Source organism: Amycolatopsis azurea DSM 43854, from assembly GCF_001995215.1.
GTDB classification, from domain to species: Bacteria; Actinomycetota; Actinomycetes; order Mycobacteriales; family Pseudonocardiaceae; genus Amycolatopsis; species Amycolatopsis azurea.
Map to the genome: position 1 here is coordinate 151,135 of NZ_MUXN01000005.1, position 23,924 is coordinate 175,058.

Annotated in this window: 30 protein-coding genes; 12 read left to right on the top strand and 18 right to left on the bottom strand. The window is 68.5% G+C overall.

Annotated elements, in window-relative coordinates; genetic code table 11:
• Positions 1-15 precede the first annotated feature (15 nt).
• Positions 16-456 carry an SRPBCC family protein gene (locus tag B0293_RS08620; RefSeq protein ID WP_005149789.1) on the top strand — a complete coding sequence of 147 codons (441 nt, stop codon included), beginning with the start codon at positions 16-18 and terminating at the stop codon, positions 454-456.
• Positions 457-901: 445 nt separating this feature from the next.
• Here B0293_RS08620 and B0293_RS08625 read toward each other — a convergent pair whose 3' ends face one another.
• The 6 genes from B0293_RS08625 to B0293_RS08650 all read right to left on the bottom strand — a co-directional run bounded on the left by B0293_RS08625 (position 902) and on the right by B0293_RS08650 (position 6,712).
• Positions 902-3,505, bottom strand: a complete 2,604-nt coding sequence (locus B0293_RS08625; protein WP_077241275.1) for a CHAT domain-containing protein — start codon at positions 3,503-3,505, stop codon at positions 902-904.
• A 42-nt stretch (positions 3,506-3,547) separates the two neighbouring features.
• Complete coding sequence (locus B0293_RS08630; protein WP_005149787.1) at positions 3,548-4,027, bottom strand: hypothetical protein; 480 nt, start codon at positions 4,025-4,027, stop codon at positions 3,548-3,550.
• On the bottom strand, positions 4,024-4,629 hold the full coding sequence (locus tag B0293_RS08635) for an RNA polymerase sigma factor (RefSeq protein ID WP_007030724.1): 606 nt from the start codon (positions 4,627-4,629) through the stop codon (positions 4,024-4,026). The genes B0293_RS08630 and B0293_RS08635 overlap by 4 nt, the downstream gene beginning before the upstream one ends.
• Positions 4,630-4,958: 329 nt before the next feature.
• On the bottom strand, positions 4,959-5,153 hold the full coding sequence (locus B0293_RS08640) for a hypothetical protein (RefSeq protein ID WP_005149785.1): 195 nt from the start codon (positions 5,151-5,153) through the stop codon (positions 4,959-4,961).
• Positions 5,154-5,268: 115 nt separating this feature from the next.
• Positions 5,269-5,994, bottom strand: a complete 726-nt coding sequence (locus B0293_RS08645; protein ID WP_005149784.1) for an SGNH/GDSL hydrolase family protein — start codon at positions 5,992-5,994, stop codon at positions 5,269-5,271.
• An 85-nt stretch (positions 5,995-6,079) separates the two neighbouring features.
• Positions 6,080-6,712 (bottom strand): NAD(P)-dependent oxidoreductase, encoded by a 633-nt coding sequence (locus tag B0293_RS08650; RefSeq protein WP_005149782.1) that lies wholly within the window; start codon positions 6,710-6,712, stop codon positions 6,080-6,082.
• 96 nt (positions 6,713-6,808) lie between these two features.
• On the opposite strand from B0293_RS08650, the gene B0293_RS08655 reads away from it, so the two are divergent.
• The gene (locus B0293_RS08655) at positions 6,809-7,408 is read left to right on the top strand and encodes a TetR/AcrR family transcriptional regulator (protein WP_005149779.1); all 600 of its coding nucleotides are present in this window, start codon (positions 6,809-6,811) and stop codon (positions 7,406-7,408) included.
• Between the two features lie 59 nt (positions 7,409-7,467).
• Here the strand turns inward: B0293_RS08655 and B0293_RS08660 are convergent, their stop codons facing one another.
• A complete protein-coding gene (locus tag B0293_RS08660) occupies positions 7,468-7,971 on the bottom strand; it encodes a GbsR/MarR family transcriptional regulator (protein WP_005149777.1) in 504 nt (167 codons plus the stop codon).
• A 94-nt stretch (positions 7,972-8,065) separates the two neighbouring features.
• Here B0293_RS08660 and B0293_RS08665 point away from each other — a divergent pair, with 94 nt between their 5' ends.
• Both B0293_RS08665 and B0293_RS08670 read left to right on the top strand, forming a co-directional pair.
• On the top strand, positions 8,066-8,962 hold the full coding sequence (locus B0293_RS08665) for an ABC transporter ATP-binding protein (RefSeq protein ID WP_005149775.1): 897 nt from the start codon (positions 8,066-8,068) through the stop codon (positions 8,960-8,962).
• A complete protein-coding gene (locus tag B0293_RS08670) occupies positions 8,959-10,596 on the top strand; it encodes an ABC transporter permease (protein ID WP_005149772.1) in 1,638 nt (545 codons plus the stop codon). Before B0293_RS08665 ends, B0293_RS08670 begins: the two co-directional genes overlap by 4 nt.
• A 44-nt stretch (positions 10,597-10,640) precedes the next feature.
• Here the strand turns inward: B0293_RS08670 and B0293_RS08675 are convergent, their stop codons facing one another.
• The 6 genes from B0293_RS08675 to B0293_RS08700 form a co-directional block, all read right to left on the bottom strand.
• Positions 10,641-11,036 (bottom strand): hypothetical protein, encoded by a 396-nt coding sequence (locus B0293_RS08675; protein WP_005149770.1) that lies wholly within the window; start codon positions 11,034-11,036, stop codon positions 10,641-10,643.
• A gap of 36 nt (positions 11,037-11,072) precedes the next feature.
• On the bottom strand, positions 11,073-11,396 hold the full coding sequence (locus B0293_RS08680) for a hypothetical protein (RefSeq protein ID WP_005149767.1): 324 nt from the start codon (positions 11,394-11,396) through the stop codon (positions 11,073-11,075).
• Between the two features lie 53 nt (positions 11,397-11,449).
• Complete coding sequence (locus B0293_RS08685) at positions 11,450-12,007, bottom strand: TetR/AcrR family transcriptional regulator (protein ID WP_005149766.1); 558 nt, start codon at positions 12,005-12,007, stop codon at positions 11,450-11,452.
• A gap of 62 nt (positions 12,008-12,069) precedes the next feature.
• The gene (locus B0293_RS08690; protein WP_039914995.1) at positions 12,070-12,855 is read right to left on the bottom strand and encodes a metal-dependent hydrolase; all 786 of its coding nucleotides are present in this window, start codon (positions 12,853-12,855) and stop codon (positions 12,070-12,072) included.
• 57 nt (positions 12,856-12,912) lie between these two features.
• Positions 12,913-13,266 (bottom strand): STAS domain-containing protein, encoded by a 354-nt coding sequence (locus B0293_RS08695; RefSeq protein WP_005149764.1) that lies wholly within the window; start codon positions 13,264-13,266, stop codon positions 12,913-12,915.
• Positions 13,267-13,480: 214 nt separating this feature from the next.
• Positions 13,481-13,789 carry a WhiB family transcriptional regulator gene (locus tag B0293_RS08700; protein ID WP_029715500.1) on the bottom strand — a complete coding sequence of 103 codons (309 nt, stop codon included), beginning with the start codon at positions 13,787-13,789 and terminating at the stop codon, positions 13,481-13,483.
• 136 nt (positions 13,790-13,925) lie between these two features.
• On the opposite strand from B0293_RS08700, the gene B0293_RS08705 reads away from it, so the two are divergent.
• The 3 genes from B0293_RS08705 to B0293_RS08715 all read left to right on the top strand — a co-directional run bounded on the left by B0293_RS08705 (position 13,926) and on the right by B0293_RS08715 (position 15,617).
• A complete protein-coding gene (locus tag B0293_RS08705) occupies positions 13,926-14,342 on the top strand; it encodes an ATP-binding protein (protein WP_005149761.1) in 417 nt (138 codons plus the stop codon).
• Complete coding sequence (locus B0293_RS08710) at positions 14,339-15,112, top strand: SigB/SigF/SigG family RNA polymerase sigma factor (RefSeq protein ID WP_005149757.1); 774 nt, start codon at positions 14,339-14,341, stop codon at positions 15,110-15,112. The genes B0293_RS08705 and B0293_RS08710 overlap by 4 nt, the downstream gene beginning before the upstream one ends.
• 79 nt (positions 15,113-15,191) lie before the next feature.
• A complete protein-coding gene (locus tag B0293_RS08715; RefSeq protein ID WP_005149756.1) occupies positions 15,192-15,617 on the top strand; it encodes an ATP-binding protein in 426 nt (141 codons plus the stop codon).
• Here B0293_RS08715 and B0293_RS08720 read toward each other — a convergent pair.
• Positions 15,586-16,062: a MarR family transcriptional regulator gene (locus B0293_RS08720; RefSeq protein WP_005149754.1), complete on the bottom strand. Its 477-nt coding sequence runs from the start codon at positions 16,060-16,062 to the stop codon at positions 15,586-15,588. The two genes, B0293_RS08715 and B0293_RS08720, sit on opposite strands and share 32 nt — an antisense overlap.
• A gap of 55 nt (positions 16,063-16,117) precedes the next feature.
• On the opposite strand from B0293_RS08720, the gene B0293_RS08725 reads away from it, so the two are divergent.
• Positions 16,118-16,753: a nitroreductase family protein gene (locus B0293_RS08725; protein ID WP_005149753.1), complete on the top strand. Its 636-nt coding sequence runs from the start codon at positions 16,118-16,120 to the stop codon at positions 16,751-16,753.
• Here the strand turns inward: B0293_RS08725 and B0293_RS08730 are convergent.
• Both B0293_RS08730 and B0293_RS08735 read right to left on the bottom strand, forming a co-directional pair.
• The gene (locus tag B0293_RS08730) at positions 16,731-17,387 is read right to left on the bottom strand and encodes an alpha/beta fold hydrolase (RefSeq protein ID WP_005149752.1); all 657 of its coding nucleotides are present in this window, start codon (positions 17,385-17,387) and stop codon (positions 16,731-16,733) included. The two genes, B0293_RS08725 and B0293_RS08730, sit on opposite strands and share 23 nt — an antisense overlap.
• Positions 17,388-17,415: 28 nt before the next feature.
• Complete coding sequence (locus B0293_RS08735; protein ID WP_005149750.1) at positions 17,416-18,084, bottom strand: HNH endonuclease family protein; 669 nt, start codon at positions 18,082-18,084, stop codon at positions 17,416-17,418.
• Between the two features lie 157 nt (positions 18,085-18,241).
• Between B0293_RS08735 and B0293_RS08740 the strand changes: the two genes are divergently transcribed.
• The gene (locus B0293_RS08740; protein ID WP_005149746.1) at positions 18,242-19,249 is read left to right on the top strand and encodes a tetratricopeptide repeat protein; all 1,008 of its coding nucleotides are present in this window, start codon (positions 18,242-18,244) and stop codon (positions 19,247-19,249) included.
• Here B0293_RS08740 and B0293_RS08745 read toward each other — a convergent pair.
• Together B0293_RS08745 and B0293_RS08750 are read right to left on the bottom strand one after the other, a co-directional pair.
• Positions 19,246-20,139: an SWIM zinc finger family protein gene (locus tag B0293_RS08745; RefSeq protein WP_005149742.1), complete on the bottom strand. Its 894-nt coding sequence runs from the start codon at positions 20,137-20,139 to the stop codon at positions 19,246-19,248. The genes B0293_RS08740 and B0293_RS08745 overlap by 4 nt on opposite strands.
• Positions 20,140-20,143: 4 nt before the next feature.
• Entirely contained in the window at positions 20,144-20,812 is a 669-nt protein-coding gene (locus B0293_RS08750; RefSeq protein ID WP_077241276.1) for an SDR family oxidoreductase, read from the bottom strand.
• Between the two features lie 36 nt (positions 20,813-20,848).
• Between B0293_RS08750 and B0293_RS08755 the strand changes: the two genes are divergently transcribed.
• From B0293_RS08755 to B0293_RS08770, 3 genes are all read left to right on the top strand, one after another.
• On the top strand, positions 20,849-21,412 hold the full coding sequence (locus B0293_RS08755; RefSeq protein ID WP_039914918.1) for a TetR/AcrR family transcriptional regulator: 564 nt from the start codon (positions 20,849-20,851) through the stop codon (positions 21,410-21,412).
• Between the two features lie 387 nt (positions 21,413-21,799).
• Complete coding sequence (locus B0293_RS08765) at positions 21,800-23,152, top strand: DNA cytosine methyltransferase (RefSeq protein ID WP_077241277.1); 1,353 nt, start codon at positions 21,800-21,802, stop codon at positions 23,150-23,152.
• Positions 23,153-23,544: 392 nt separating this feature from the next.
• Entirely contained in the window at positions 23,545-23,913 is a 369-nt protein-coding gene (locus B0293_RS08770) for a very short patch repair endonuclease (protein WP_209437234.1), read from the top strand.
• Positions 23,914-23,924: the final 11 nt, after the last annotated feature.

Below are 23,924 nucleotides of genomic sequence, written 5' to 3' on the forward strand. Positions count from 1 at the left end.
GGTTATCGTCGCCACATGGGCAAGACGTACTCCTTCGAGATCAACCGGACGAGCACCGCCTCGCCGGCTTCCCTGTTCGCGTTGGAGGCCGACGGTTCCCGGTGGTCGGAATGGGCGAAGCCGGTGGTGTTCCACTCGCGCTGGGCGCGGAAGCCGGGCGAGGACGAGGTGGGCGCCGTCCGGGCCGTCGGTCTGTGGCCGGTGTACATCCACGAAGAGACGCTTGAGTACGAAAAGGACCGAAGGCACGTCTACGGCTTCGCGGGTCTCGCGCCGCTGAAGGACTATCGCGCCGAAGTCTCGTTCACGCCGAACGCTTCCGGCGGTACGGATCTGCGCTGGACCGGCCGGTTCACCGAATCGGTGCCCGGCACCGGCGCCGCCGCCTGCGCGGCCCTGCGCACCGTGGTCTCACTCCTGGCCACTCGCCTGGTGAAACACGCCGAACGCCCCTGACCCCACCCCCCACCCGTCCCAGGGGGGCGACCCCGAATCCAGTCTATCGGCAGTGGGCGACGGGGGCGGGCGATCGGCGGGGTTGTCCACAGGTGGCGACGGTTGTGGACAACTCCTGTGGGTAGGTGAAGGACGCCTTAGCCGCGTAGGACGCGGTGAAGGGAGCTTTCGCTGCGTGCCAACCGAACACCGGGACCTCCCCGCGACTATTCGTTCCGGTCCTTGTTCCCAATGTCGCATTCGAGACGCTCAGCGTCTCGAATGCGACATTGGGAACCTCCCTCGCCGACCGGCACCACAACCCAGTGCGCTCCGGTACCGCCTGTCTGGAGGTGCCGTACCGAACATCAGGGCAGTATGTCCCGAGCGCCACGTTCGAGACGGTGAGTGTCCCCAGCGTGGCGCTCGGGACACGCTCGCCCGCCCCACGTGGCGAAAGTCCCCTTCAGCCCGCACCCAGGCACAGGAAGGGGCGCCGCAGCGGATCGGCGGCGGTCGCCTCGGCGAGCGCCAGGGCGGGCGCGGTCCCCGAAGCCAGCCGCCGGTGCAGGTCGGCCATCGCGTCGGCGGCGGCCTTGTCCCCGACCCGCGCGATCGCGCCGATGACCGTCCGCGAGCCGCTGGCGAGCAGCGTCCCGGCGAACCCGAGCGCCTCCTCACCCGGCCGGATGTGACTCATCGCGAGTTCGCACGCGGCCAGCACCACCCGTTCCGGCGGCTTCGCGAGCCGGGCGGTTTCGTGCGCGTACAGCGGGCCGTCGACGAGTTGCAGCCGCGAGAACAGCGCGTTCGCCGGTTCGTGCGCGCCGTGCGCGACCAGGTGCGCCATCCCGGAACCGTCCAAAGCGGACAGTACGGCGTCGCTGGTCGCGTCCTTCCCGTCGACGAGCCTGGCCTGCGGGTACACGGTTCGCAGGTTCCGCACCTCACCGACCGAACCCGGCACACCGGGACCGCCGGCGAGCAGGACCGGGCCGGAGCTCCGCCGCTCGGACGCGGTCACCCAGGCGGTCGCCGACGGCGCGATCGACACCGGATGCCCGTGCAGCGAGGGCAACGCGCCCCACGGCAACGCGTACAGCGAACCGATCGGCACGATGATCAGCTCGCGGTTCTCCAGCGTCTTCGCCAGCGACGCGGAGATCAGCTTGTCCAGCTTGTCCGCCCGGCGCCGTGCGGAACCGGTGACGACCTCGACCAGCGGCGCGGGCAGGTTGTCCGGCGCCAGCGCGTCGAGGTCCGCGTGCAGCTGCCGCGCGGTCTCGACGATCTCCGAGAGCGGCCCCAGTTTCACGAGCCGGAACCGGCCACGGTCGACGACCACCGCGTACAGGATGTCGCGATACCCCATCAGGCTGACCAGCACGCGATCCCCGAGCCGCTCGACGACCTCTTCGGGTGCCGAGACGGGCCGCGGACGACCCCATTGGCTGGTGTACCACCCGAGCCGGGTCGCCTCCTGCTGAAGCCGGTCGTAGCGTTCCTCGAGTTTCCCGACCGGTTCGCCGGACAGCCGCCGCGCCTGGATCGTCCCCTGCACGTGCCGCATTTCGTTGATGTGCCGGGCGAGCGCGGGATCTTCGATGACCGGGAGCGGCTCGTAGCGGTACACCTGCGCGCGCGTGCGTTCCAGCCACGCGAACAGGCTCTTCGCCCCGGCGCCGCTTCGCCGCGCCTTCTTGTGCACCAGCCTCAGCGCGAGTTTGCCCAGCTCCTCGCCATGTGCCGCCGTCCCGCAGACGAGGTCGAGCCCGCCCATGCGGTCGCGGATCTGCCCGAGTTCCGCCAGCCCGGCCCGCGCCTGGGCGAGCGCCGAACGCGGCCGGTGGGACGCCACCGCGAGTTCGGCCCGGCACAACCGCAGCAGCATCCGGTGGTCGATCGGCGTGGTCTGCCGCGGTTTCGGTACCAGGGCGAGGAGTTCCTGCGCGGCGACCGTCTCATCGCGACGGAGCAGCAGCCGCACCGCGAACATCCTGGCCGCGCCCGCCTCGTCGCGCAGGCCGAGTTCGGCCAGCCGGATGGCGAGGTCGGCCAGTTGGTCCGGCAGTTTCACGGACGGCTTCTTCTCCCGGTCCGCCAAGACCTTCACCGCGTCGGCGCGCAGCCTCGTCAACGCGGCGACCTCCGCCCAGCGTCCCTTGCCGCGCCGCAGGAAACTCCGCCGCGCGGACGCCGCGAGCTTCTTCGCCAGCGCGTAGTCGCGCTCCAGGATGGCGGCGCCGGCCCTGGCGACCTGCGCCTCCGCCTCGTGCTGCACCGAACCGTTGTGCCGCAGTTCCGGCAGGGCGTCGTCGAGGTGACGGGCCGCCTCTTCGGCGAGTCCCGCGGTGAGCAGTGCTTTCGCCTGGTCGAGCCGGACCGTCGGCAGCGAGCCCGGCCCATCGGTGACGAAGATCTTCGCCGCTTGCTCGTAGTGCCGCAGCGCCTCGGGGATGTCGCCGAGCAACTGGGCGTGATCCCCGAGGTTGTGCCGGATCTTTCCTTCCAGCAGGCGATGCCCGTGCTCGACGGCGAGGTCGAGCGCGTCGATCAGGTCCTTGTAGGCGGCGTCCGGATTGCTCATCTCCAGGTGCAGCCAGGCCCGGTTGACCAAAGACCTGGTCAACACGAGGCTGTACTTGCCCGCTTCGGCCGCCAGTCCCGGCAGAGCCGCGCTGTTGAGCGCGAGCGACTCCGCCAGCCGTCCCGCGCGCATCAGCACGACGGCGCGCTGCAACACGACCGTGTAGCTCAGCTCGCGGCGGATATCGCCTTCCGGCAGGAGGAGGCGGACACGTTCCGCCTCGTCCAGCGTGGCGAATCCGTCCTCTTCGGACGTGATCTCGGCTTCCGCGGCGGCCAGGCTGATCAGGATCCGGACCCGGATCTCCAACCGCCCCGGCCGACCGGCCTCGAGTGGCCCCAAGAGCGATAAGCCCCGCTGCAACAACCGGATCGCCGCACCGGGACCGTGATCGGAGGCCGAAGCCCTCGCCCGGCGGTGCAGGTCGACTGCCGCGTCGGCGACGGAATCGACGACAGGAGGAGGCGGCGCGGGCACACGCACTATGGGAGCATACCCACGCCTCATAACGGAACAGCCGTCCGGTTAGAGCACCACTGTCGGGGTCACGACGGTACGACGACAGGTCACGTCACCGAGGTGGATCACGATCTGGGTGGTGCCCTGGGGGACGTTGTCCAGCACGAACCGGCCTCCCTCGTCGGCGGTGGTGGAAGTCGTGCCGTGTTCGGCGACGCGGACCTCCACCCCGTACTCGCCGGCGGGCACGAGCCAGCCGTCGATCCGGTGCTTCTTGCCGATCTTGGTGAGGTTGATCATCACGGTCAGATCGCTGACGGTGAAGGTGATCGTGCCGGTGTCGCTGCCGCGGACGCCGGCCGTGGCGTCCATCCGTTCCCAGCGCGCGACTTCGACGTCGAGGTTTTCGAGCGCGAGCGCGAACTGAACCCGCTGCACCAGATCTCCCGGTGGCGGGTCCAATTCGTCCATGAAGCGCCCGATATCGGCGAGCAAGGCCTCATCGCCCGGGGAGGTCATCTCCCCCGGCGTCCCGAGGTCGTTCATCGGCTTCCCCCTTCGTGGGCCAGTAGGTCGCGCATCGATTCGAGGCAACGGCCCCTGGTCGGGCCGACACTGCCGCGCGGCATGCGGAGTGCTTCGGCGACCAGCTGGTATTCGGCCCGCCCGGCGAGCACGGTCAGCCGAAGGAGCTGCTGACAACGGTGCGGCAGGCGCAGGAAGGCGCGCCAGACCCGGCGGTCCCGGTCGGCGCGGACGGCTTCCTCTTCGGGGGCCGGATGGGTGCTCTCCATGCTTTCGGCCAGCTCGTCGGTCAGCGGGACGGGCTGGGCGCGGCGGCCGAAAGGATGTTGGGCTTCACGTCTGGTGGTCGTGATCAACCAGGCGGCGAGCGCCTTGGGATCACGGAGTTTCTCCAGCTGGCTGAACAGGGCGAGCCATACCGTCTGGACCACGTCCTCGGCGGTCAGGCGATCGAGCCCGTTCGCGCGCGCGACATGCCACACGAGCGGGGTCAGCTCGTGCACAAGTCTGTCCATCGCCTGGCGGTCACCGGCCCGCGCCGCGCGCATGCAGGCGGCATGCAGGTCGGCACCGGTCAGTCCTTCCCATGGCGGGTCTACCTCGGTCGTTTGCACGTCGGTCACCGTATCTGCCCCACTTCGGACGTGTCTTCGTGTCGGCGCTGGCAGTATCGCGGGCCCTTCGGGGAGAAGGAGCGTGCAAGAGGCTCTGGGATACATCAAGTCACTAACTTTTTCGTCGAGTTTCGGTAATCCCTCACGGTGTGGGAAGAGGACAAAGGCACCGGCCGGCGCGAGTAGGTGTGGACTGCGCACCGGCCGGTCCTTTTTCCCTCCCCCCGGGCCCGCTCCCCAACGGGCCCGCGTCCAGGTGTCCCCCTCCCCCGAAGGAGCACCCGGAGGTGATGCCCGGAGGCCCCCTCGGCCTCCGGACATCACCTGTCCGTGTCGGTTCAGTTCACGTTCGGATTGGTGCCGTGCGGGTCGTAGTTCCCGTCGGCGCCGGTACCCGGGCCGCCGGGACGGCCCGTGACGGGAACCGTCAGCGGGATCTGCTTCTTGGTCTCGGCGGTCGTCTCTTCGAGGTCTGTGGTGGCCTTGGCCTCGTTGTCGTCCTCGACGGGTGCGGTGTTGGTCTCGGTCGTCATCGGGTTCCCTCATTTCCTCGACTGCTCCATAGGACGCAACGAGGCTGCCACCAGATACACGCAGAGCCAGGTTTTTCGCGGAAATTTCTTAATCTGTGGCGGACGAGTGACCTGATCAGCGCTTTTGCCACCGATTGGTGTCGCTGAGTAGTTGACGGCTCACGTCCGCGAGTTGTTCGGCCCAGCGCCGATAGCCCTCGGGACCGGGGTGGAAACGGTCTTCGGCGAAGGTCGCGGGGTCCAGCATCGCGGCGGGCATCGGTACGTGGACGACTCCGGGCAGTGACGACAGCCGGGCGGCCGAGGCGTCGAGGGCGGCCGATCGCGCGCCGAGGACGTCCCTGAGCGGGCGCGGCAGCGCGGGGAAACGGCCCATCGGCGGTACGCCCGCCAGCACCACCGGGATCCGCCCGATGCGGCGTCGCAGGGAGACGATCAGATCAAGCAGGTCACGCCGGTAGCGCGTGGCCGAATGCAACTCGATCGTGTCGTTGACGCCCAGCGCGATCACCACGAGGTCGGCCGGTTCGAGCAGCGGGAGCAGCTCTTCGCGCACGACCCTGGCGTTGGCGCCGGTCTTGCCGAGGGCCTGCCAGGCGACCGCGCCGCCGTCCCGCGCGAGTTCGTCCGCGAGCCGTCCGGTCAGCGCCTCGGCGTGCGTCGCCGCGCCGACGCCGTCCACAGTGGACTCCCCGAGCACCGCGAGCCGCACCGGGCGGCCTTCGCCCGCGACGAGACCGCTGACCGGCCCTGCCGCGGCGGGCAGCCTGGGCGTCGTACGACGCACTCGGACGGCCTGCGCGAGCAGGATCGGGGCGAGCATCACCGCACGGCTGATCACCCCGCGACTCTACTTCCGCGTTTCGTCCTCTGAACGCGATCGTTGCGCACGCAACAACCTCAACCAGAGGACTGAACGCGGGAAGTCAGCCGCGGGCGATCGAGACGGTTTGGTGGATGAGCGAGTCGTCCGCCGCCGCGCGAAGCAGGTAATCGGCGACATCGGCGCGGTTGATGCTGTAGCTCCCGCGGACGTTGCCGTCGGTGCGGGCGGTGATGACGCCGGTGTGCGACCCGTTCAGCAGGCGGGGCGGGCGCACGATCGTCCAGTCGAGGTCGCTCGCGCGCACGATCCGCTCGGCGGCGATCATGTCCGCGAAGCCGTGCCGGAGGACCCTGCCCAGGATCGGCTTGACGACGTTCCTGGTGAAGAAGGCGTCGCCGTCGACGAACGGGCCGCTGGCGCTCACCAGGAGCAACCGCCCGACACCCGCCGAACCGAGGGCGGCGACGGCGGCGTGCGCACCGTCGGTGACGACTGTCGTCGGATTCCGGTCACGGGTGCCGAGGGCCGAGATCACCACGTCGCGCCCCGAAACGGCTTCGGTCAGGGCGCCGTGTTCGGACAGACCGGCGACGACGACGTCCAGCCGGTCGCCCTCGGCGGTCAGCCGGGACGGGTCGCGGACGACCGCCGTGACGTGGTGTCCCGCGGCCAGCGCCTGCTTGACGACCTCGGAACCGACCCCGCCCGTGGCACCGAAAACGGTGAGTTTCATGGTCACGCCTTTCTGGGTTAGTGAACACTCACCCACTATGGTGAGTGTTCACCCACCACTTGTCGAGCGAACGCTGAGAAGCCCTCAGGAGCGAACATGGGAAGCCGCGAGGAGATCGTCGCCGCGGCGGCGAAGGTGATGCGCGAGCAGGGCTACGCGCACGCCACGACGAAGGCCATCGCGCGGGCGGCGGGCTATTCCGAGGCGTTGCTGTACAAGCACTTCAAGGACAAGACCGAGATCTTCACGAGCGTGCTGACCGAACGGCTGCCCGCGCTCGGGACCACCCTGGACGACCTGATGGCGACGGCGGCGGACACGCCGCTCGCCGCGAACCTCGCCCGGCTGGCGCGGATCACGCTGTCGTTCTACCTGGAGAGCTTCCCGATCGCGGTGTCGCTGTTCTCGTCGCGGGAGCTGCTCGCGACCCATCGGGAGCAGGTCATGAGCAGGCGGCGCGGGCCGGACGTCCCGCTCACGCGCGTCACCGAGTACCTGGGCGAGGAGCTCCGGCTGGGCCGGATTCGCGAGGACGCGGATCTGGAGGCGTCGGCGTCCCTGCTGCTCGGGGCCTGTTTCCAGTACGCGTTCCTGGCTTCGTTCGAGGATCGGGAGCCGTCGGAAGCGGAACTTGACGAGTGGGCGGAGCGGCTCGCGGCAACGCTTGTGCTCGGGTTGGTCGTGAGTGGTAAGTGACGTTAGAACGTCACTTACCACTCACGACCAACCCGCCCCATACGAAACCCGCCCTCTGACTACTTGCCCTTCGCGTCCCGCATCTCGTGCCACTTCGCGTACATGTCGTTGAGTTCGTCGATCATGAAGCTCAGGAAGTCCCGCATCTCGGCGACCCGCTCACCCGCCGGCGTGTCCGCGCCGAGGGCCGAAACGCCCTCGTCGGCGGCGTCGCGCCACAAGGAGATCATGCGGTCGCGTTTCATGAAGGTGGCGTACCAGAGGTCGTCGAAGAGGCGGTAGTGGTCGCGGCGCGAGCCCGGCTCGCGCTCCTTGGCGACCAGTCCGATCTGCTCCAGCCAGCGCACGGCCCCCGAGATCGCGGCGGGACTCACCGAGAGCTGGTCGGCCAGTTCGGCCGCGGTGAGCCGACCGGCGTCGGTGGTCATCAGCGCGGCGAACACCCTGGCCGGCATCCGCTGCATCCCGATCTGGGAGAGCGTGATGCCCAGGTGCTCCACGTAACGGCGGACGGCGTCCTCGTCTCTCTCGGTGCTCGAAGCACTCTCAGGCGTCGTCGTCATGAGCTCATCCTCTCTTACCTCCCCCAGAGTGATCACACCATCCATACGTTTTCTTAACTTCACAACTTCGTGAAATCACTGTACATTCAGTTTCATGGAAAACGCCATCTCCATCTCCGGCCTCCACAAATCCTTCGGCCGGACCAAGGCTTTGGACGGCCTTGACCTGCAGGTACCCGCTGGGGAGGTGCACGGCTTCCTCGGCCCGAACGGCGCGGGGAAGTCGACCACCGTCCGGGTCCTGCTCGGCCTGCTCCACGCAGACTCGGGCGACGTTCGCCTGCTCGGCGGCGACCCCTGGAAGGACGCGGCGAGCCTGCACCGGCGCCTCGCCTACGTCCCCGGCGACGTGAACCTCTGGCCCAACCTCTCCGGCGGCGAGGTGATCGACCTGCTGGGACGGCTGAGGGGCGGCCTCGACCAGCGCCGCCGCAAGGACCTCATCGAACGTTTCGACCTCGACCCCAAGAAGAAGGGGCGCACCTACTCCAAGGGCAACCGGCAGAAGGTCGCGATCGTGGCCGCGCTGGCCTCGCACGTGGACCTGCTGATCCTCGACGAGCCGACCTCCGGGCTCGACCCGCTGATGGAGGCCACCTTCCAGTACGCGATCCAGGAGGAGCGCGAGCAGGGCCGCACGGTGCTGCTGTCGAGCCACATCCTGGCCGAGGTCGAGGCGCTCTGCGACAAGGTCAGCATCATCCGCAACGGGTGCACCGTCGAGACCGGCACACTGGCCGAACTCCGGCACCTGACCAGGACGTCGATCTCCGCCGAACTCGCCGGACCGCCGAACGGGCTGACCGGACTGGCGAACATCCACGACCTGAAGGTCGAGGGCAACCGGGTCCGGTTCGACGTCGAGACCCGCTCGCTCGACGAGGCGCTGCGTCAGCTCACCGAGGTCGGCGTCCGCAGCCTGACCAGCCAGCCGCCGACGCTCGAGGAACTGTTCCTCCGCCACTACACCACCGAGGCGAGCGCGAAATGACCGCGACACTGGACCGCCCGGCGGCCGTCGCCGGTCCGGGACACGGACTGGTCGGCACCTGGCAGCTGACCAGGCTGGCGCTGCGGCGCGACCGGATCGTCCTGCCGATCTGGATCGTGCTGCTCGGGATCATGCCGTCGACGTCCTCGGGGACGTTCGAAACCCTGTACCCGACGGCCGCCGAACGGGCCGGGCTCACCGCGAGCATGGGCGCGAACCCGTCGCTTTCGCTGATCTACGGCCCGGCCTTCGACCTCTCGACCGCGGGCGGGTTCACCGCGTGGCGGCTCGGCGGGTTCCTCGCCCTGATCATCGGGCTGATGGCGGTCTTCACCGTCACCCGGCACACCCGCGCCGAGGAGGACACCGGCCGCGCGGAACTGCTGGCCTCCGCGGTGGTCGGCCGGTACGCCCTGCTGACCTCGGGCGTGCTGGTGTCCGCCGGGGCGAGTGTCCTCATCGGACTCGTCGAGACCGGGTTGATGATCGGCGCGAAGCTGCCCGCCGACGGCGCCTGGGCGCTCGGCGCCGCCACCGCGGCGACCGGGCTGGTCTTCACCGCGGTCACGGCGGTCGCCGTGCAGGTGGCCGAGTACGCGAGGACGGCCAACGGGATCGGCGCCACCGCCGTCGGTGTCGCGTTCCTGCTGCGCGCGGTCGGCGACTCGACCTCGGACGCGACCTGGGTTTCGTGGCTGTCCCCGATCGGCTGGGCGCAGCAGATCCGGTCGTTCGCCGAAGAGCGCTGGTGGGTGTTACTGCTGCCGCTGGCCGCGACCGTGGTCGTCGGCGCCGCCGGTTACGCGCTGCTCCCGCGACGCGACGTCGGCACCGGCATCATCCCGCCGCGTCCCGGGCCCGCCGAAGCGGCGACGTCGCTGCGCAGCCCGTTCGCGCTGGCGTGGCGGCTGCACCGGGGTCCGTTGATCGGCTGGGTGATCGGCACGGCGGTCTGCGCCGCGGTGTTCGGCTCGGTCGCGAGCGGGATCGGCGACGTCGTCGGGCAGAGCGAGCAGGCGAAGGAGATCTTCCAGCGCCTCGGCGGCACGGACGGGCTGATCGACGCCTTCATGGCGGCGATGACCGGGCTGTTCGCCATGGTCATCGCGCTCTACGGGGTGCAGGCCGCGCTGCGGATCCGCGCCGAGGAGACCGCGATCCGCGTCGAGCCGCTGCTCGCGACGGGCGTCGGCAGGCTGCGGTTGCTGGGGAGCCACCTCGTGTTCGCGTTCGGCGGCACGGCCCTGATGATGGTCGTCAGCGGTGTCCTCTTAGGACTGTCGAACGGGATGCGGTCGGGCACCGTCGGCGACGCGACCGGGGACATGGTGCTCGCTTCGCTGGCCCAGCTTCCGGCGATCTGGGTGATCACCGGCCTCGCCGTGACGGTCTTCGGCCTGGCGCCGAAGTTCTCGACGGCGGCGTGGGCGATCGCCGGGCTGGCGTTGCTGCTCAGCCTGTTCGGCGCGGTGCTGAACCTGCCGCAGGTGCTGCTGGACGCCTCGCCGTTCTCGCACGTTCCGAAACTGCCCGCCGCGGAGTTCACCGCGACACCGCTGGTCTGGTTGACCGGGGTCGCCGTGGTCGCGCTCGTGGCCGGGCTCATGGGCTGGCGGCGTCGGGACGTCGGCTAGCCACAGGGGAAACCGTGAAGGCCGCGCACCGGGGGTGGCGGCCTTCACGGTTCCTGCCGTATTTCGCCGCCGGGCGTGACGACCAGTTTCGCGACCGGCACACCGCCACCGCAGGCCTCACCGGCCGGGTAGGCGATCGCCGGTGTCACGACGAGGGAGTGGGACTTCCGGTCGCCGAGGGTCACCGTGGTCTTGACCGGCGTGGTCGGCAGACCCCGGATCGGGATGAAGACGTGCTCGCCGGCGGGCTCGGCCTTGGTCACGCAGTCACCGGCCCAGCACAACTCGATCGACACGCGGCCCAGGCCGGCGGCCACTTCCGGCGCGACGTCGAAGGAGATCCCTTCTTCCAGGGCGATGGCCGGACAGGCCTTGTCGCCGGACTGCCCGCAGGCGGTCAGGGTCGCGAGCAGGAGCACGAAAACGGGGAGCCGCCGCATACCGGGCAGACGCCGCGAGGGGCCGTTCCGGTTGCCTCAGTCGTTCCGGAATCCCGAGGTCGCGGTGGGCGGGAGTTCCGTCGACGTGGTGGACGGCGTCACGGTCCGGGTCACCGTGCGCGGCGCGGGCGTGCTGGTGCGCGTGACGACGAGGGGTTCCGGGACGCTTCCCGGCACGGTCACCGTGACCGGCCCGACCGATCGGGAGGTCGTCGTCGGGGACGGGGTCGTGCCGACTTCGTGGACGCGGGGTGGTGGCTCGCGACCGGCCACCAGGAGGGCGGCGACGAGCAGTCCGGTCGCGAGACCGGCGATGGCCGCGACCGTGACGGAACCGGTGGTGGGACCCTGACCGAACATCCGGCACCCCCTCGCCATGCGAAGCGCAGGTACGAGGACTTCTCGCGTTGATCTTACGTTTTGTTACGCAACGTGCGCAAACCGTCGACAATGATCCGCGTGAGATGACGTTCTTCGAGCGAATACCGCTCGGCGGCGAGGCACCCGGCGATCAGGGCGCGCAGATCGTCGCCGTCGATGTCCTCGCGTACCGCGCCCGCGGCCTGCGCCCTGGTCAGCAGCGCCTGCGTCGCCGCCCGGAAGTCGTTGCCGGCGCTCGCTTTGAAGCCGAGTCCGGTCGTCTCGGCGAGCGCGTCGCACAGCGCCCGGTTGCGGGAGGCCTGCTGGACGACGCGTCTGAAGAAGTCGAAGAACGTCTCACCGGGGTCTTCGGCGGTCAGCAGGTCCCGTGCCTCCTGGGCGAACTGCTCGACGCGGTCCAGGACGACGGCCTGGAACAGCGCCTCCTTACTGGGGAAATGCCGGTAGACCGTGCCCGCGCCGACACCGGCGATACGGGCGATCTCGTCGAGGGGGACGGCGAGGCCGTTGACGGCGAAGGCCTCTTCGGCCGCCGCGAGCACCTTCGCTCGGTTGCGTCGCGCGTCGGCGCGCAGCACGGGCTTGTCCACTGTTCCCCTCCTCAACCGGGTCCGGCGTTCCGATTCAACGCCTCTCCCGGTGAGGACATTCCTCATTGGACGGCGGTCTGCGCGCCTTCCGGCGTGAACAGGCTCTGGACCGTAGTGAACAGGTACTCCCAGACGCCCGGGATCAGCAGCACCGCGGCGACCGCGAACACCGGGAAGATCAGCCGGTTCTCCACCTTCTTGCCGGTGCGGAACCGCAGCGGCTTCGGCGGCCGGATCTCGTACCAGGTCTCGCCCGCGATCGGGATCGGGAACAGGAACGGGCAGCCGGACTCGGTCAGCGCGTCCCCGAGGCAGTGCACGAAACACCCGGCCGCGACGGCGATGCCGAGCCAGCCGGAGATCTCCGCGAGCTGCGCCGCCTTGTCCGGCGGGGCCGTCCACACCCACCACCCGACCGCCGCGCCGCTGACCGGCAGGAGCCAGTCGCCGAGCGCTCCTTCCGCGAGCAGCAGCCCGAGGACGACGACGCCGAACACCGCCCAGGGGCCGCCCTCGGTGGTGCCCCAGGAGGTCAGGAAGCCGAGGCCGACGGCGAACAGCACGGTGTGCGAGAGGTGCCGGTGCTTACCGGTGACCTTCTCGTCGCGAGGCCCCTTGGTCAGCGCGTAGAGGGCCGCCGAAACCCGGCGAAGCAGCCAGGAGATCGCGCCGGTGAACCATCCGAGCAGCCTCGACGCGCGGGCGCCCGGATGGTCGAGGTCGGGCAGGAGGGCGAAGCCGGCCGTGGTCGCGGCGAACACGACCGCCTGGTGCACCGTGCCCGCTCCGACGGCGGGCGCGAGCGCGAGACCCGCGCACCAGCCGGTCAGGGCATGCGTCCGCCCCATCATCGTGCTGCTTCCCCCAGGTGTCGCGGATCACGAGCCCACGACCGTAGCGGGGGATCAGGCGGGGGGCTCTTCCGACACGCTGAGGTGCTCGGCGACGCCGGTGAGCTCGATCACTCGGCTCACCTGCGGGCTGGGCACCAGTTCGAGCTCGACCGCCTTTTCGGCGGCCTGGCGCTGCGCCTGGAGCACGACGTTCAGCGCCGAGGAGTCGAAGAAGGTCACGCCGGTCAGGTCGGCGACGACCCGGCCGGACGGCTTGTCCGTGATCAGGGCCCCGAGGGTCTCCTGGAGCTGCGGGCTCGTCAGCAGGTCGAGCTCACCGGTGACCACCACGCGCGGTACAGACGCGTCGGCGTCCAGCGTGATGCTGAAACCGGGCGGCGTGGTGTTCTGGTCCGCTGCGGGCATGCACATTCTCCTCATCAGGTGAGAACCGACGCTCAGCGCCGGAACGCGCCTGTGGTCTCAAGCGACGGCCGCGCCCAGTCCGGACACGGACGCACGCTCTTCTTCGGCGGGTTGGCTTGGCTGTCCCCGCAACGACAGTCTCAACCCTAACCCAGTCCGGGCGGGGCGCCACGATCGCCGTCACGCGCGTCGCCGACCGGTGGCCGGGGCGCGCTCAATGCGCCGTCAGCGCCTTGCGCCCGGCGCGGCGTTCCCGGAGGAACAGCTCACGGCGCTCGATCTCGCCGAGCCCGCCCCAGATGCCGTACGGCTCCTGGACCGCCAGGGCGTGCTTGCGGCACTGCGCCAGCACGGGGCAGGTCTGGCAGATCGCCTTGGCACGCGTCTCGCGCCGCTCGCGGGCCGAACCGCGCTCGTTGTCCGTGTGGAAGAACAAGCTGCTGTCGGCGCCTCGGCACGACCCACGGAGCTGCCAATCCCACTCTTCCGCCACCACGTTGGGCAGCCGGCTCACGTCAGCCACGTCGGTCCCCGCCTTTCCAGGAGATCGTTTGTCCCCGGTTACATGCCCGCCGCCTGCGAGACTCAAACCTGGGTTTGGTTTGCTCACACTCCGGGCAATCGACGACTCGGCAGCGCAGCTCGAGAGAGGAACACACGTGGTGGACAACACCCCGCCCAGCGGGGAGGGCGCTCAACTCATCGAGGTACGCACGGCCGCGGTACCGCACGTGGTACCGACTCTCCGGACGATCGTCGCGGACATCGCGATGCGCCAGGACTTCGACCTGGACGCGGTCGAGGATCTCCGGATGGCGGTGGACGAGGCCTGCTCCATGCTGCTCCCCTCGGCCGCCGACGGCCACCTGACCTGCGTTTTCTCGTGGAAGGACGGACGGATCGAGGTGACCGTCTCGGTGCTTTCGGACTCTCCGGAACCCGACGACGAGACCGGCCTGTCCTGGCAGCTGCTCACCGCGCTGGCGACGTCGGCGCGGCGGAGTGTCACCCCGGCCGACGGCGGCTACCTGTCCAGGGTGGAGCTCATCCGGGAGAGCGAGGCGGCCCGGCCGTGACGGAACCCGTCGAGCAAGACGGCGCGGATGTTCCGGCCCTGTTCCAGCGCATGCACGCGTTGCCCCCGAACGCCCCGGAACGGGAGCGGCTGAGGGACGAGCTGGTGCGCGCGCATCTGGAACTCGCGCGCAACCTGGCGCGGAAGTTCCGTAACCGGGACGAGTCGATGGAGGACCTGGTCCAGATCGCGACGATCGGGCTGATCCACGCCGTCGACCGGTTCGACCCCGGCCAGGGCAGCGACTTCCTGGCGTTCGCGGTCCCGACCATCTCCGGCGAGCTGCGGCACCACTTCCGCGACAACAGCTGGTCGGTCCGCGTCCCGCGGCGGCTCAAGGAGCTGAACGCGAACATCTCGGCCGTGCGCGAGGAGCTGACGGTCCGCCTCTCGCGCGCGCCGAAGCCCAGTGAGATCGCCGTCCATCTCGGCATCCCGATCGACGAGGTCTACGAGGGCCTCCGCGCGGGCCAGGGCCGGTACGGGGCTTCGCTGGACAACCTCCTGGAGAACTCGGCGCACACCCGCTTCGGCGAGGCGGACGCCAACCTGAGCCAGGCGGAGCTGCGCGAGGCGCTGCGGCCGATGCTGGAACGACTGCCCGACCGCGAACGCAAGATCGTCGCGCTGCGGTTCGGGTCCGGGATGAGCCAGTCGGACATCGCGCGCCGTGTCGGTGTTTCGCAGATGCAGGTGTCGCGGTTGCTGGCCTCCACGCTCAAGAAACTGCGGGAAGGATGGACCGAGACCGAACTCACCGACGGACCCTGATTCGACCTTGACCCTTGTGGGTATCTGGGAGACGGACAGCGGATCTGAGAGTCTCTCGCGTGAGGGGAGGTGCGGAACCATGACGATGTCCAAGACGCGATCGGAGGGCACGTTACCGGTGGTCTCCCTGCCCCTGCCGGTGGATGTGACGGCTCCCGCGGTCGCGCGGCAAGCGGTTCGGGCGACCCTGGCGAGCCTCGGCCTCGACGGCCCCGACGTCGACGACGTCCTGCTCGCCACCTCGGAACTGGTCACGAACGCTTTCGAACACGGTGAGAAGCCGGACAGGCTCGACGTCGAGTACGCCGATGGCAGGCTCACCTTGCGGGTCTACGACTCCGGCTCGAACCGGCCGAAGCTGAAGGAGCCGTCGCCGATGGCGGCGCGCAGCCGCGGCCTGCAGCTCGTGCACGCTCTGTCCGACGACTGGGGACACGAGCTGTGCGAAGGCGGTAAGTACGTCTGGGCTGTGTTCAGCCTTCGGCGGGCCGACGCGTCAGCCTGAGCGCGGCGTCCGTTTCGGCGATCCGGTCCCGGAGCGATTTGCGCTCCAACGCCTCGACGGCGGCGACCAGTACCTCCCTGAGCGGGTACGGCAGTTCGGCTTCCAGCTGTTCGGCCGCGGCGCTGGTCGCCGCCCACTCGGCTTCGAGCGTCGGCATCAGGCCGAGCGTCTTCTCGGTCAGTGACACGATCCTTTGCCGCGCGTCGCGTCCCGGCCTGAGCGAGACGAGGTCCTGACGCGCCATCTGCGCGATAGTCTGGCTGGCCGCGGAATGCGTCACGCCGACTTCGGCGGCGAGCTCGCGGATGGCCAGCGGCCCGTGCGCGACGATCGCGCGGACGAACGGGGTGAACCGCGGCCGGTAGTCCCCCAGCCCGATGTCCTCGAAGAACGCGGAGACGTCCGCTTCGGTCGTTTCGAGGACATGTCGCAGCAGAGTGCCCATCCCTCGTTCGCGCGGCGGCCTCCCCACCAGCGGATCATAACGACATAATCCTCGGATGACGCCCGAAGAGCTGCTGACGACCACCCGAACCGTCCGCAAACGCCTGGACCTGACCCGGCCGGTACCTCTCGAACTGGTGAAACACGCCCTGCAGGTCGCGCTGCAGGCGCCGAGCGGGTCCAACACGCAGCGCTGGCACTGGCTCGTGATCACCGACCCCGGCCAGCGGGCCGAACTCGGGAAGCTCTACCAGCGGGCGTGCCGCGAGTACCTGGATTCCCCACGGGCGGCGGGGAAACTGTTCGCGGACGACCCACAGCGCTCGAAGGTGCAGAAGCGCGTCGGCTCCAGTGTCGAGTACCTGGCCGACAAGATGGGCGAGGTCCCGGTGCACGTCGTCCCGTGCCTGGAGACGACGGAGGCCGAGCTGCCCGCCGGCAACCAGGCCGGGCTGTGGGGGAACCTGCTGCCCGCCGTGTGGAGCTACATGCTGGCGGCGCGGGCTGTCACGCTCGGCACGGCGTGGACGACGCTGCACCTCGCGTACGAGAAGGAGGCCGCCGAGATCCTCGGCCTGCCGGACAACGTGCACCAGGCCGCGCTCATCCCGACGGCGTTCTACACCGGCGACACCTTCAAGCCCGCCGCGCGTCAGCCGCTCGAAGAGGTCATGCGGCTGGACCGCTGGTGAGGTAGGACTCGAGCCGGTCCGCGAGAAGTTTGGGGTGGCTCAAGGGAACGGAGTGCGAACCGTCGATCTCGTCGGGCGCGATTCCGAGCCTGTCCTGGACGACCCGGCGCTGGAACTCGGGCGGGAAGAACTGGTCTTGCCGCGCGATGAGCACCTTCGTCGGGACGTCCGGCCACTTGTCCAGCGGCCACGGCTGGCCCCATTCGGCGCTGACCTGGTTCCGCGCGTGCGAACCGGCCTCCGCGACGATTTCCGCGGGGACGCCGTTGTAGAACTGCTCTTCCTCGCTGAGGCTCTCGTCGGACTTGAAGCCCGTGTTGCCCCACCAGTCCCCCGGTGACTCGCCCGGTTTCGGGATCATCGCGGTCAGCATCACGAGCAGCCGCGCCGAGAGCTTCCCGGCGACGATCGGCGCGGTGAAGCCGCCGTAGGAATGGCCCAGCACCACCAGGTCGTCGCGGTCGCCGATCGCGTTCACGACGGCGTCGACGTGTTCGGGGAAGCCCGCGTTCTCGTCTTCGATCGGCAGGTTCACCGCGACGACGTCGTGGCCGCGTCCGGTCAGTTCCGCCTCGAGGAGGTGGAAGTCCCAGGCGCTGCCGCCACCGCCATGGATCAGTACGAAGGTCGCCATCGCCCCACCTAAGCCGAAGCTCGGGAGATCAGCAACGACCGAGCATGTCGCTGAGCGCGGTTTTCTCGGCGGTGGTGATCGTGAGGCCGTAGTAGTGCTTCACGGTGATCCAGTCGGTGGCGTAGGTGCACCAGAACGAGACGAGCGGCGGCTTCCACTGGTCCGGCGCCTTGTCGCTCTTCTCCTGGTTGACGTTGTCGGTGACGGCGAACAGCTGTGGCCGGGTCAGGTCGTTCGCGAACTGGCGCCGCTTCTCGTCGGTCCATGATTTCGCGCCGGAGACCCAGCTTTGGGCGAGCGGGACCATGTGGTCGATGTCGACGTCGGTCGGCTTGGTCCAGGTCTCGCCGTCGTAGATGCTCGTCCAGCTGCCCGAGGTCGGGGCGCAGTCGGAACCGGCCTTGACGTCCTTGCCGTCCCGCTTGAGCACGAACTCGCGGGTGTTGCAGTTGTTCCCCTGGTTGTCCCAGTGCGGGTACTTCTTGCGGTCGTAGCCGTCCATCGAACCGCGTGGCGCGACGGTGAGTTCGTCGAGCTGCTTGCGCGCGTCCGCGGCGCTGGCGGTGTTCGCCGGCTTCGGTTGCAGCGCGTCGCCCTTGCCGCTGACGAACCAGAACACCGCGAGCACGACGGCGCCGAGGGTGATCAGCAGGAGCAGTCGCTGGGCCGTGGTCATCTGCCGGGTACGCGTGGCCACCGCGCGGTTCCTCTCGACGGGGATTGGGGAGTGTCCCAGTATCGCCGGGCCGCGCGGGGAAACCGGGAGCGACACGACGATGACGCCAGGTAGTTGTTGTCACATCGGGGTCCTGAGCAGCGACTACCCCTTGGACGCTGCCGGAAGGAGCGGGCTCGTGGGCGCCGAAAAACGTAAGTGGAACACCCGGATCGACGACTATCTGAACCGGAAGGCCGCGGAACGCGGACATGTGATCGCCATGGCACGGATGGGATCCACCGCGCTGGAGCGCGGGGATCTCGACGAGGCGGAGGCGTGGTTCCGGAAGGCCGCCGCGGGCGGGGACAGGGTCGCGATGGGCAACCTGGCGCACCTCCTGCGCGAACGCGGCGTACCCGAACAGGCCGAACGCTGGTACCGCGAAGCGGCGACGGCCGGTGATTCGCATGCCATGGCGCAGCTGGGAAATCTCTGTGCGCGACGCGGCGACACGGACGCCGCCGAGGACTGGTGGCGGCGGGCCGCCACCGAGGGCCGGGTCGAGGCGATGGCGGAACTCGGGCGGTCGCTGCACCGGCACGGCGAGGTCGAGGAGGCCGAACGCTGGGCGGGCGAGGCCGCGGAGGCGGGCAACCTCGAAGGGATGATCACGCTCGGCGCGCTGCTGTGCGACACCGGCCGGACGGACGAGGCGGAACCCTGGTGGCGCGAGGCCGCCGCCGAGGCCGACGCGCCGTCGCTGGTCAAACTCGGTCTGGAGGCGGAACGGCGGGAAGACCTGACGCGCGCGGAAAGCTGCTACCACGCGGCCGCGGCCGCCGGTGCCCCCGAAGCCGCCGTCCGGCTGGGGTTGGTGCTGCACCGGCGCGGCGAGCTCGACGCGGCCGAACGCTGGTATCTCAAGGCGGCCAAACGGGGCGACGCCGCGGCGATGACGAACCTGGGTGTGCTGGCCAACGACCGGAACGACCCCGGCGAGGCCACCGCCTGGTACCGGAAGGCCGCGGAACTCGGCAGCGTCCCCGCGTACACCAACCTCGGCAGGCTCGCCGCCGACCACGGCAACTTCCAGGAGGCCGAGCACTGGTTCCGCGCGGCCGCCGACACCGGGGACCAGGCGGGGCGACGGGATCTGGAGGAGCTGTACCGCAATTCGGGCGTCCGGCACCGGCGAGGGTATTAGCCCTGCCAGTTCCGCATCGCCGCGAATCCCTCGCGCAGCCGCTGGAGTTTGCGGCTGCGGTACGGGTCCTCGCCGTCGTCGAGCCGCCACCGTTCCTCGACGCCGGCGCGGAACACCGCGAGCCCCTCGAAACCGAGCCCGGCGGTGAAGTCCGCGATGCTCACGTCGACGCGCCCGGACCCGTCGAGATCCAGGCGTAGCAACCATTCCGCGAGTTCCTTGGGCTCCGGCGGCGTTTCGGCGCAGGCCTCGGCGTACAACGCGAGCGCCGCGCGGACTTCCGTTCCGAGCGCGCCGAACGAGTCCTCGACGAAGTCCAGCGCCTCGACGACGAGTTCGACGACGCGGCACAGCAGCGGCGCGTCCATGAGTTCCTTGGCGGTGGCGAGCACCTCGCGGACCTTCTCGGTGTACGCGAGCGTGCCCTGGAACCCGACGAAACCGCGCAACCGCAACGTTCCCTCGACGTGCCGTCGCAACGCGTCGAGGTCCTCGCGGCCCGCCTTGAGCGAGAGTTTGCGGAACAGGACCGGGTCCTCGTTCGCGTGCCCGACGAGCAGCTCGACCAGCTCGTCGCGGGTGAGCGTTTCGACGTACCCGCGGATGTCGGCCGCGCCGCCGTCCGCGACGCCTTCGAGGACCAACAGCCCGACGGCCACGCAGTGTTTGCAGAAGAAGCCGTCCGCCGCGTGCGGGCAGGAGCACTCGCCGACGAGTTCGCCGCCGACGTTGCGCAACCGGACCGTGTACCGGTCGGTGCCGCTGACCACCGCCGCGACCCCGCCCGCGACGTCGTCCAGCGCCTCGACCGACTCCAGGTACCTGGCCCCGCGCGCGAACGAGACGTCACCGGCCTGCCTGCGGAGTTCGTCCTCGCTGAACCACGTCACCGCCCTATTGAACCCCTTGCGCCGGAGGACCGAGGAACAACCCGCCGCTCGCCTCGATGACCTGCCCCGTCACCCAGCGGGCGTCGTCGGAGGCGAGGAACGCGACGACGTCCGCGATGTCGTCTTGGTCGCCCAGCCTTTGCTGCGCCGTGAAGGTCGTGATCGCGGTTGTTAATTCGGGCGTGAAGACGTCTTTGTTCGCTTCGGTCTTCGTGGCGCCGGGCGCGACGACGTTGACCGTGATCCCGCGGGGTCCGAGCTGGTGGGCGAGGGTGCGGCTCATCGTCTCGAGCGCGCCCTTGGTCATCGCGAAGGACGTCTGCGCCGGGTTGGCCATGCGCGTGGCGACCGAGGAGACGTTGATGATGCGGCCGCCGTCGTTGATCGGTGCCCGCTGGATGAGGAAGTACGGCGCTCTGACGTTGACCGCGAAGAGGTGGTCGAAGCTTTCGGGCGTGTCCGTCTCGATGGGCCCTGCCGGCTGGGCGGCCGCGTTGTTGACCAGGATGTCGAGGCTGTCTATGCCTTCGAGGGCTTTGTCGATGCCTTCCATCTGTGCCAGATCCGCTTGGCTGCTTGATCGTCTGATCGTTCGTATGCCGCCCCTCTCGAGCCTCCGCGCGATCGCCGCCCCGATCCCTTTGGACGCCCCGGTCACCAATGCCGTCTTCATACTGTTAGTTACTACCACTTTGATAGTGTCTACCACGTGAACCTCCGAGACCGCCAGCGCGCCGAGACCCGGCTTCAGGTGCAGACGCACGCCGTCCGCCTCTTCACCGACGTCGGCTACGACGCGACCACCGTCGCCGACGTCGCCGCGGCCGCCGGCGTCTCGGCGATGACGGTCTACCGGCACTTCCCCACGAAGGAGGACCTGGTCCTCTACGACGAATACGACCCGGTGACCGCTTCGGCCGTGCTTGAGGCGCCCGCTTCTCTTTCGCTGGCTGCGCGGATCAGGCGCGGTTTGGAGTCGACCGCGGCTCTGGGCACTTCCGAGGAGAAGGCGTTCCTGCTGGCGCGGCTACGGCTGATGATCTCGGTTCCGGCGCTGCGGGCGCGGCATCTGGACAGTCAGTACGCGACCGCTGATGCTCTCGTTGCCGCTCTCGGTTGCTCTTCGCCCGAGGAGGAGTTTCGGGTGCGGGCTACGACCATGGCCTGCCTTGGCGCCGCGCACGTTGCGCTGATCCGGTGGGCTGAGACGGACGGGGAGTCGGACCTGCCGACTTTGATCCGACAGGCCCTGACAGCCGTGTTCGAGAGCTGATCGGCCCGCTGCTACCGCTCGATCGAGCCTTCGCCCCCGCGCTTGCGCGTGTGGCAAAGTGGGCGGATGGCGAGAGTGACCGAGTTCTTCCAGGTGCGCGGCGACGCGAAGCCGCATCCCACCGAGGTCGAGTGTGGCTATAGGACCGTTAACACTCCCTCTGGGCCGTTGCTTCAGTTGAGCACGTACGGCTCCGACGACAGGCAGTCGGAGAAGAAGGTGAGCCAGACGTTGCAACTTGACCGCGAGGGTGCTCGGCGTCTCCTTGCGATTATCCGGGACACATTTCCCGAGCTGTGAGCACACGCCTACAGAACAGCGAACAGAAACAGCGCCCTACGGCGCGTCCGCCACTGTAGTCTCCAACCTCCGCGGTATGCTTCCGCAGTGTCTGAACTTGAAGAGTCTCACCGAACTTCCGTCGAGCTGTTCGCGGGCGGCGGTGGCCTCGCGATGGGCGTCGAGCGGGCCGGCTTCCGCCCCTTGTTGTTCAACGAGTTCGCGAAGTACGCGTGCGAGACACTCGACATGAATGTTTCGAAACGACACAAGGCAGACCGGATCCGCATCCCGGACGAGGACGCCGTAGCCGCAGATCCGTATGAGGTACCCCCTCCGGGGGCGGTTGTACCGATCGTCGAGGGCGACGTGCAGCGCATTGACATGGGCAGCCTGAATGGCCAGGTTGATGTCCTGGCAGGCGGTCCGCCGTGCCAGCCGTTCAGCCTTGGGGGCGTCGCTAAGGGCGACGAGGATAAGCGGAACATGTTCCCACAGATGTTCAGGGCGGTCCGGCAGATTCAGCCGAAGGCCGTGATCTGCGAAAACGTTCGCGGGCTTCTGAGACCGTCTTTTAAGCCATACTTTGACTACATCCTGCGCGAGCTTGAGTTCCCGTTCGTCGAGCGGAGGACGAACGCGACATGGCAGGAACACGACGATGTCTTGAGGGCGATGGAGAAGCGTCGCGTCGTCCGGCCCGACGAGCGCTATGACGTGGTCATGACACCCGTCAATGCCGCCGACTACGGTGTCCCTCAGATCCGAAATCGAATAATAATCGTCGCCTTTCGCTCCGATTTACACGTTGACTTGGACACTTTTCGTAAGCTCATAACACCACAGTACTCGGAAGGCGCCCTCTTCCGTTCGATACTGAACGGTGAGTACTGGAAGCGCCACAACAAGGTTCCAAAGCACGTTCAAAACCGCGTTATCGCGGGCGTGCCTAAGAACCTCCCTCTTGATGACGGCTCCAAACCTTGGCGTACGTTACGCGACGCTATCGAGGGTATTGAAGAAGGAGAGGACGGCAAGCTTCCCTCTCTGCCTCGAATCTCATGGGAAAAGCTTGATCGAGTGGATTATGAAATCAAGGGATTCAAATACCACGTCGGTTGGCCGGGAGCGCGCATCTACGACGGACATACACCCAACGAGTACGACCGCCCCGCGAAAACCGTAAAGGCCGGCGTCCATGGCGTCCCCGGCGGGGAATCAGTCATGCTCACAGATGACCGAGAGCCGGATTCCGGATCTCCGGGCGGCTTCCGGTACAAGCACCGCTACATGACCGTTCGGGAAACCGCGCGCGTGATGACGTTCCCAGACGAGTGGGAACTCGCGGGCCCCCGTGGAGAGCAGATGCGGCAGCTTGGGAACGCGGTTCCCGTGCTACTGGGGGAGGTCTTCGCGAAGGCGGTCGCGGCGACGCTCGACGAGGCCGAGTCTCGCGCATGACTTCGCCCAGCCGCGCACAACGCTCCTGGAAGGAGAAAGCTCCTCCGGACAGAGCGTGGAAAGGGCGCGCGGGACGAAGCCGGGATGCTCTGGCGGCGGAACAGGATCGCGCGGCCAAGGGCCGTCAACGCCGGTTTGTCGATCTGGGCGACGGGCGCTACGCTCGCGCCTCAGTCGAGCTTAAGGTCCTTCCTAACACCCGCCGTATTCGTGCTTACCTTCGCTGGTCAGATAAGGGAAAGTCTCCGACCAAGTACCTTGGACAAGTCGATCACGATACTCGATCGGAGAACTTGGTCGAAGCCTGGAAGATCGCCTGGCGGAAAGGGTTCGCATGCGAACAGGCCCTTCCCGACGACTCATGGGCCACGTCGCCAGCTGTTCGAGCCACGATGCGAGGGAACCGCAGCAAAGACACGAAGCCAGAGGTGCGCCTACGCAAATTGCTACACGCGCAAGGGCTTCGCTACCGAGTTTCCACCAGCCCGGTCCCAGGAGTAAGAAGAACAGCCGATGTGGTCTTTCCTAGAGCGCTAGTCGCCGTATTCGTCGACGGCTGCTACTGGCATGGTTGCCCGGCCCACTATCGGCCATCCACTGCAAATTCAGAATTCTGGGCGAATAAGATTCGTCGTAATCGTGAACGAGATGCTGAAACCACGAAGCTCCTAGAAGAAGCCGGCTGGCGAGTCATACGCGCCTGGGAACACGAGGACCCCGGGAAGGTGGCCAACAAGGTGATCGAATTGGTCAGAGGCTGACGTGTCGATCT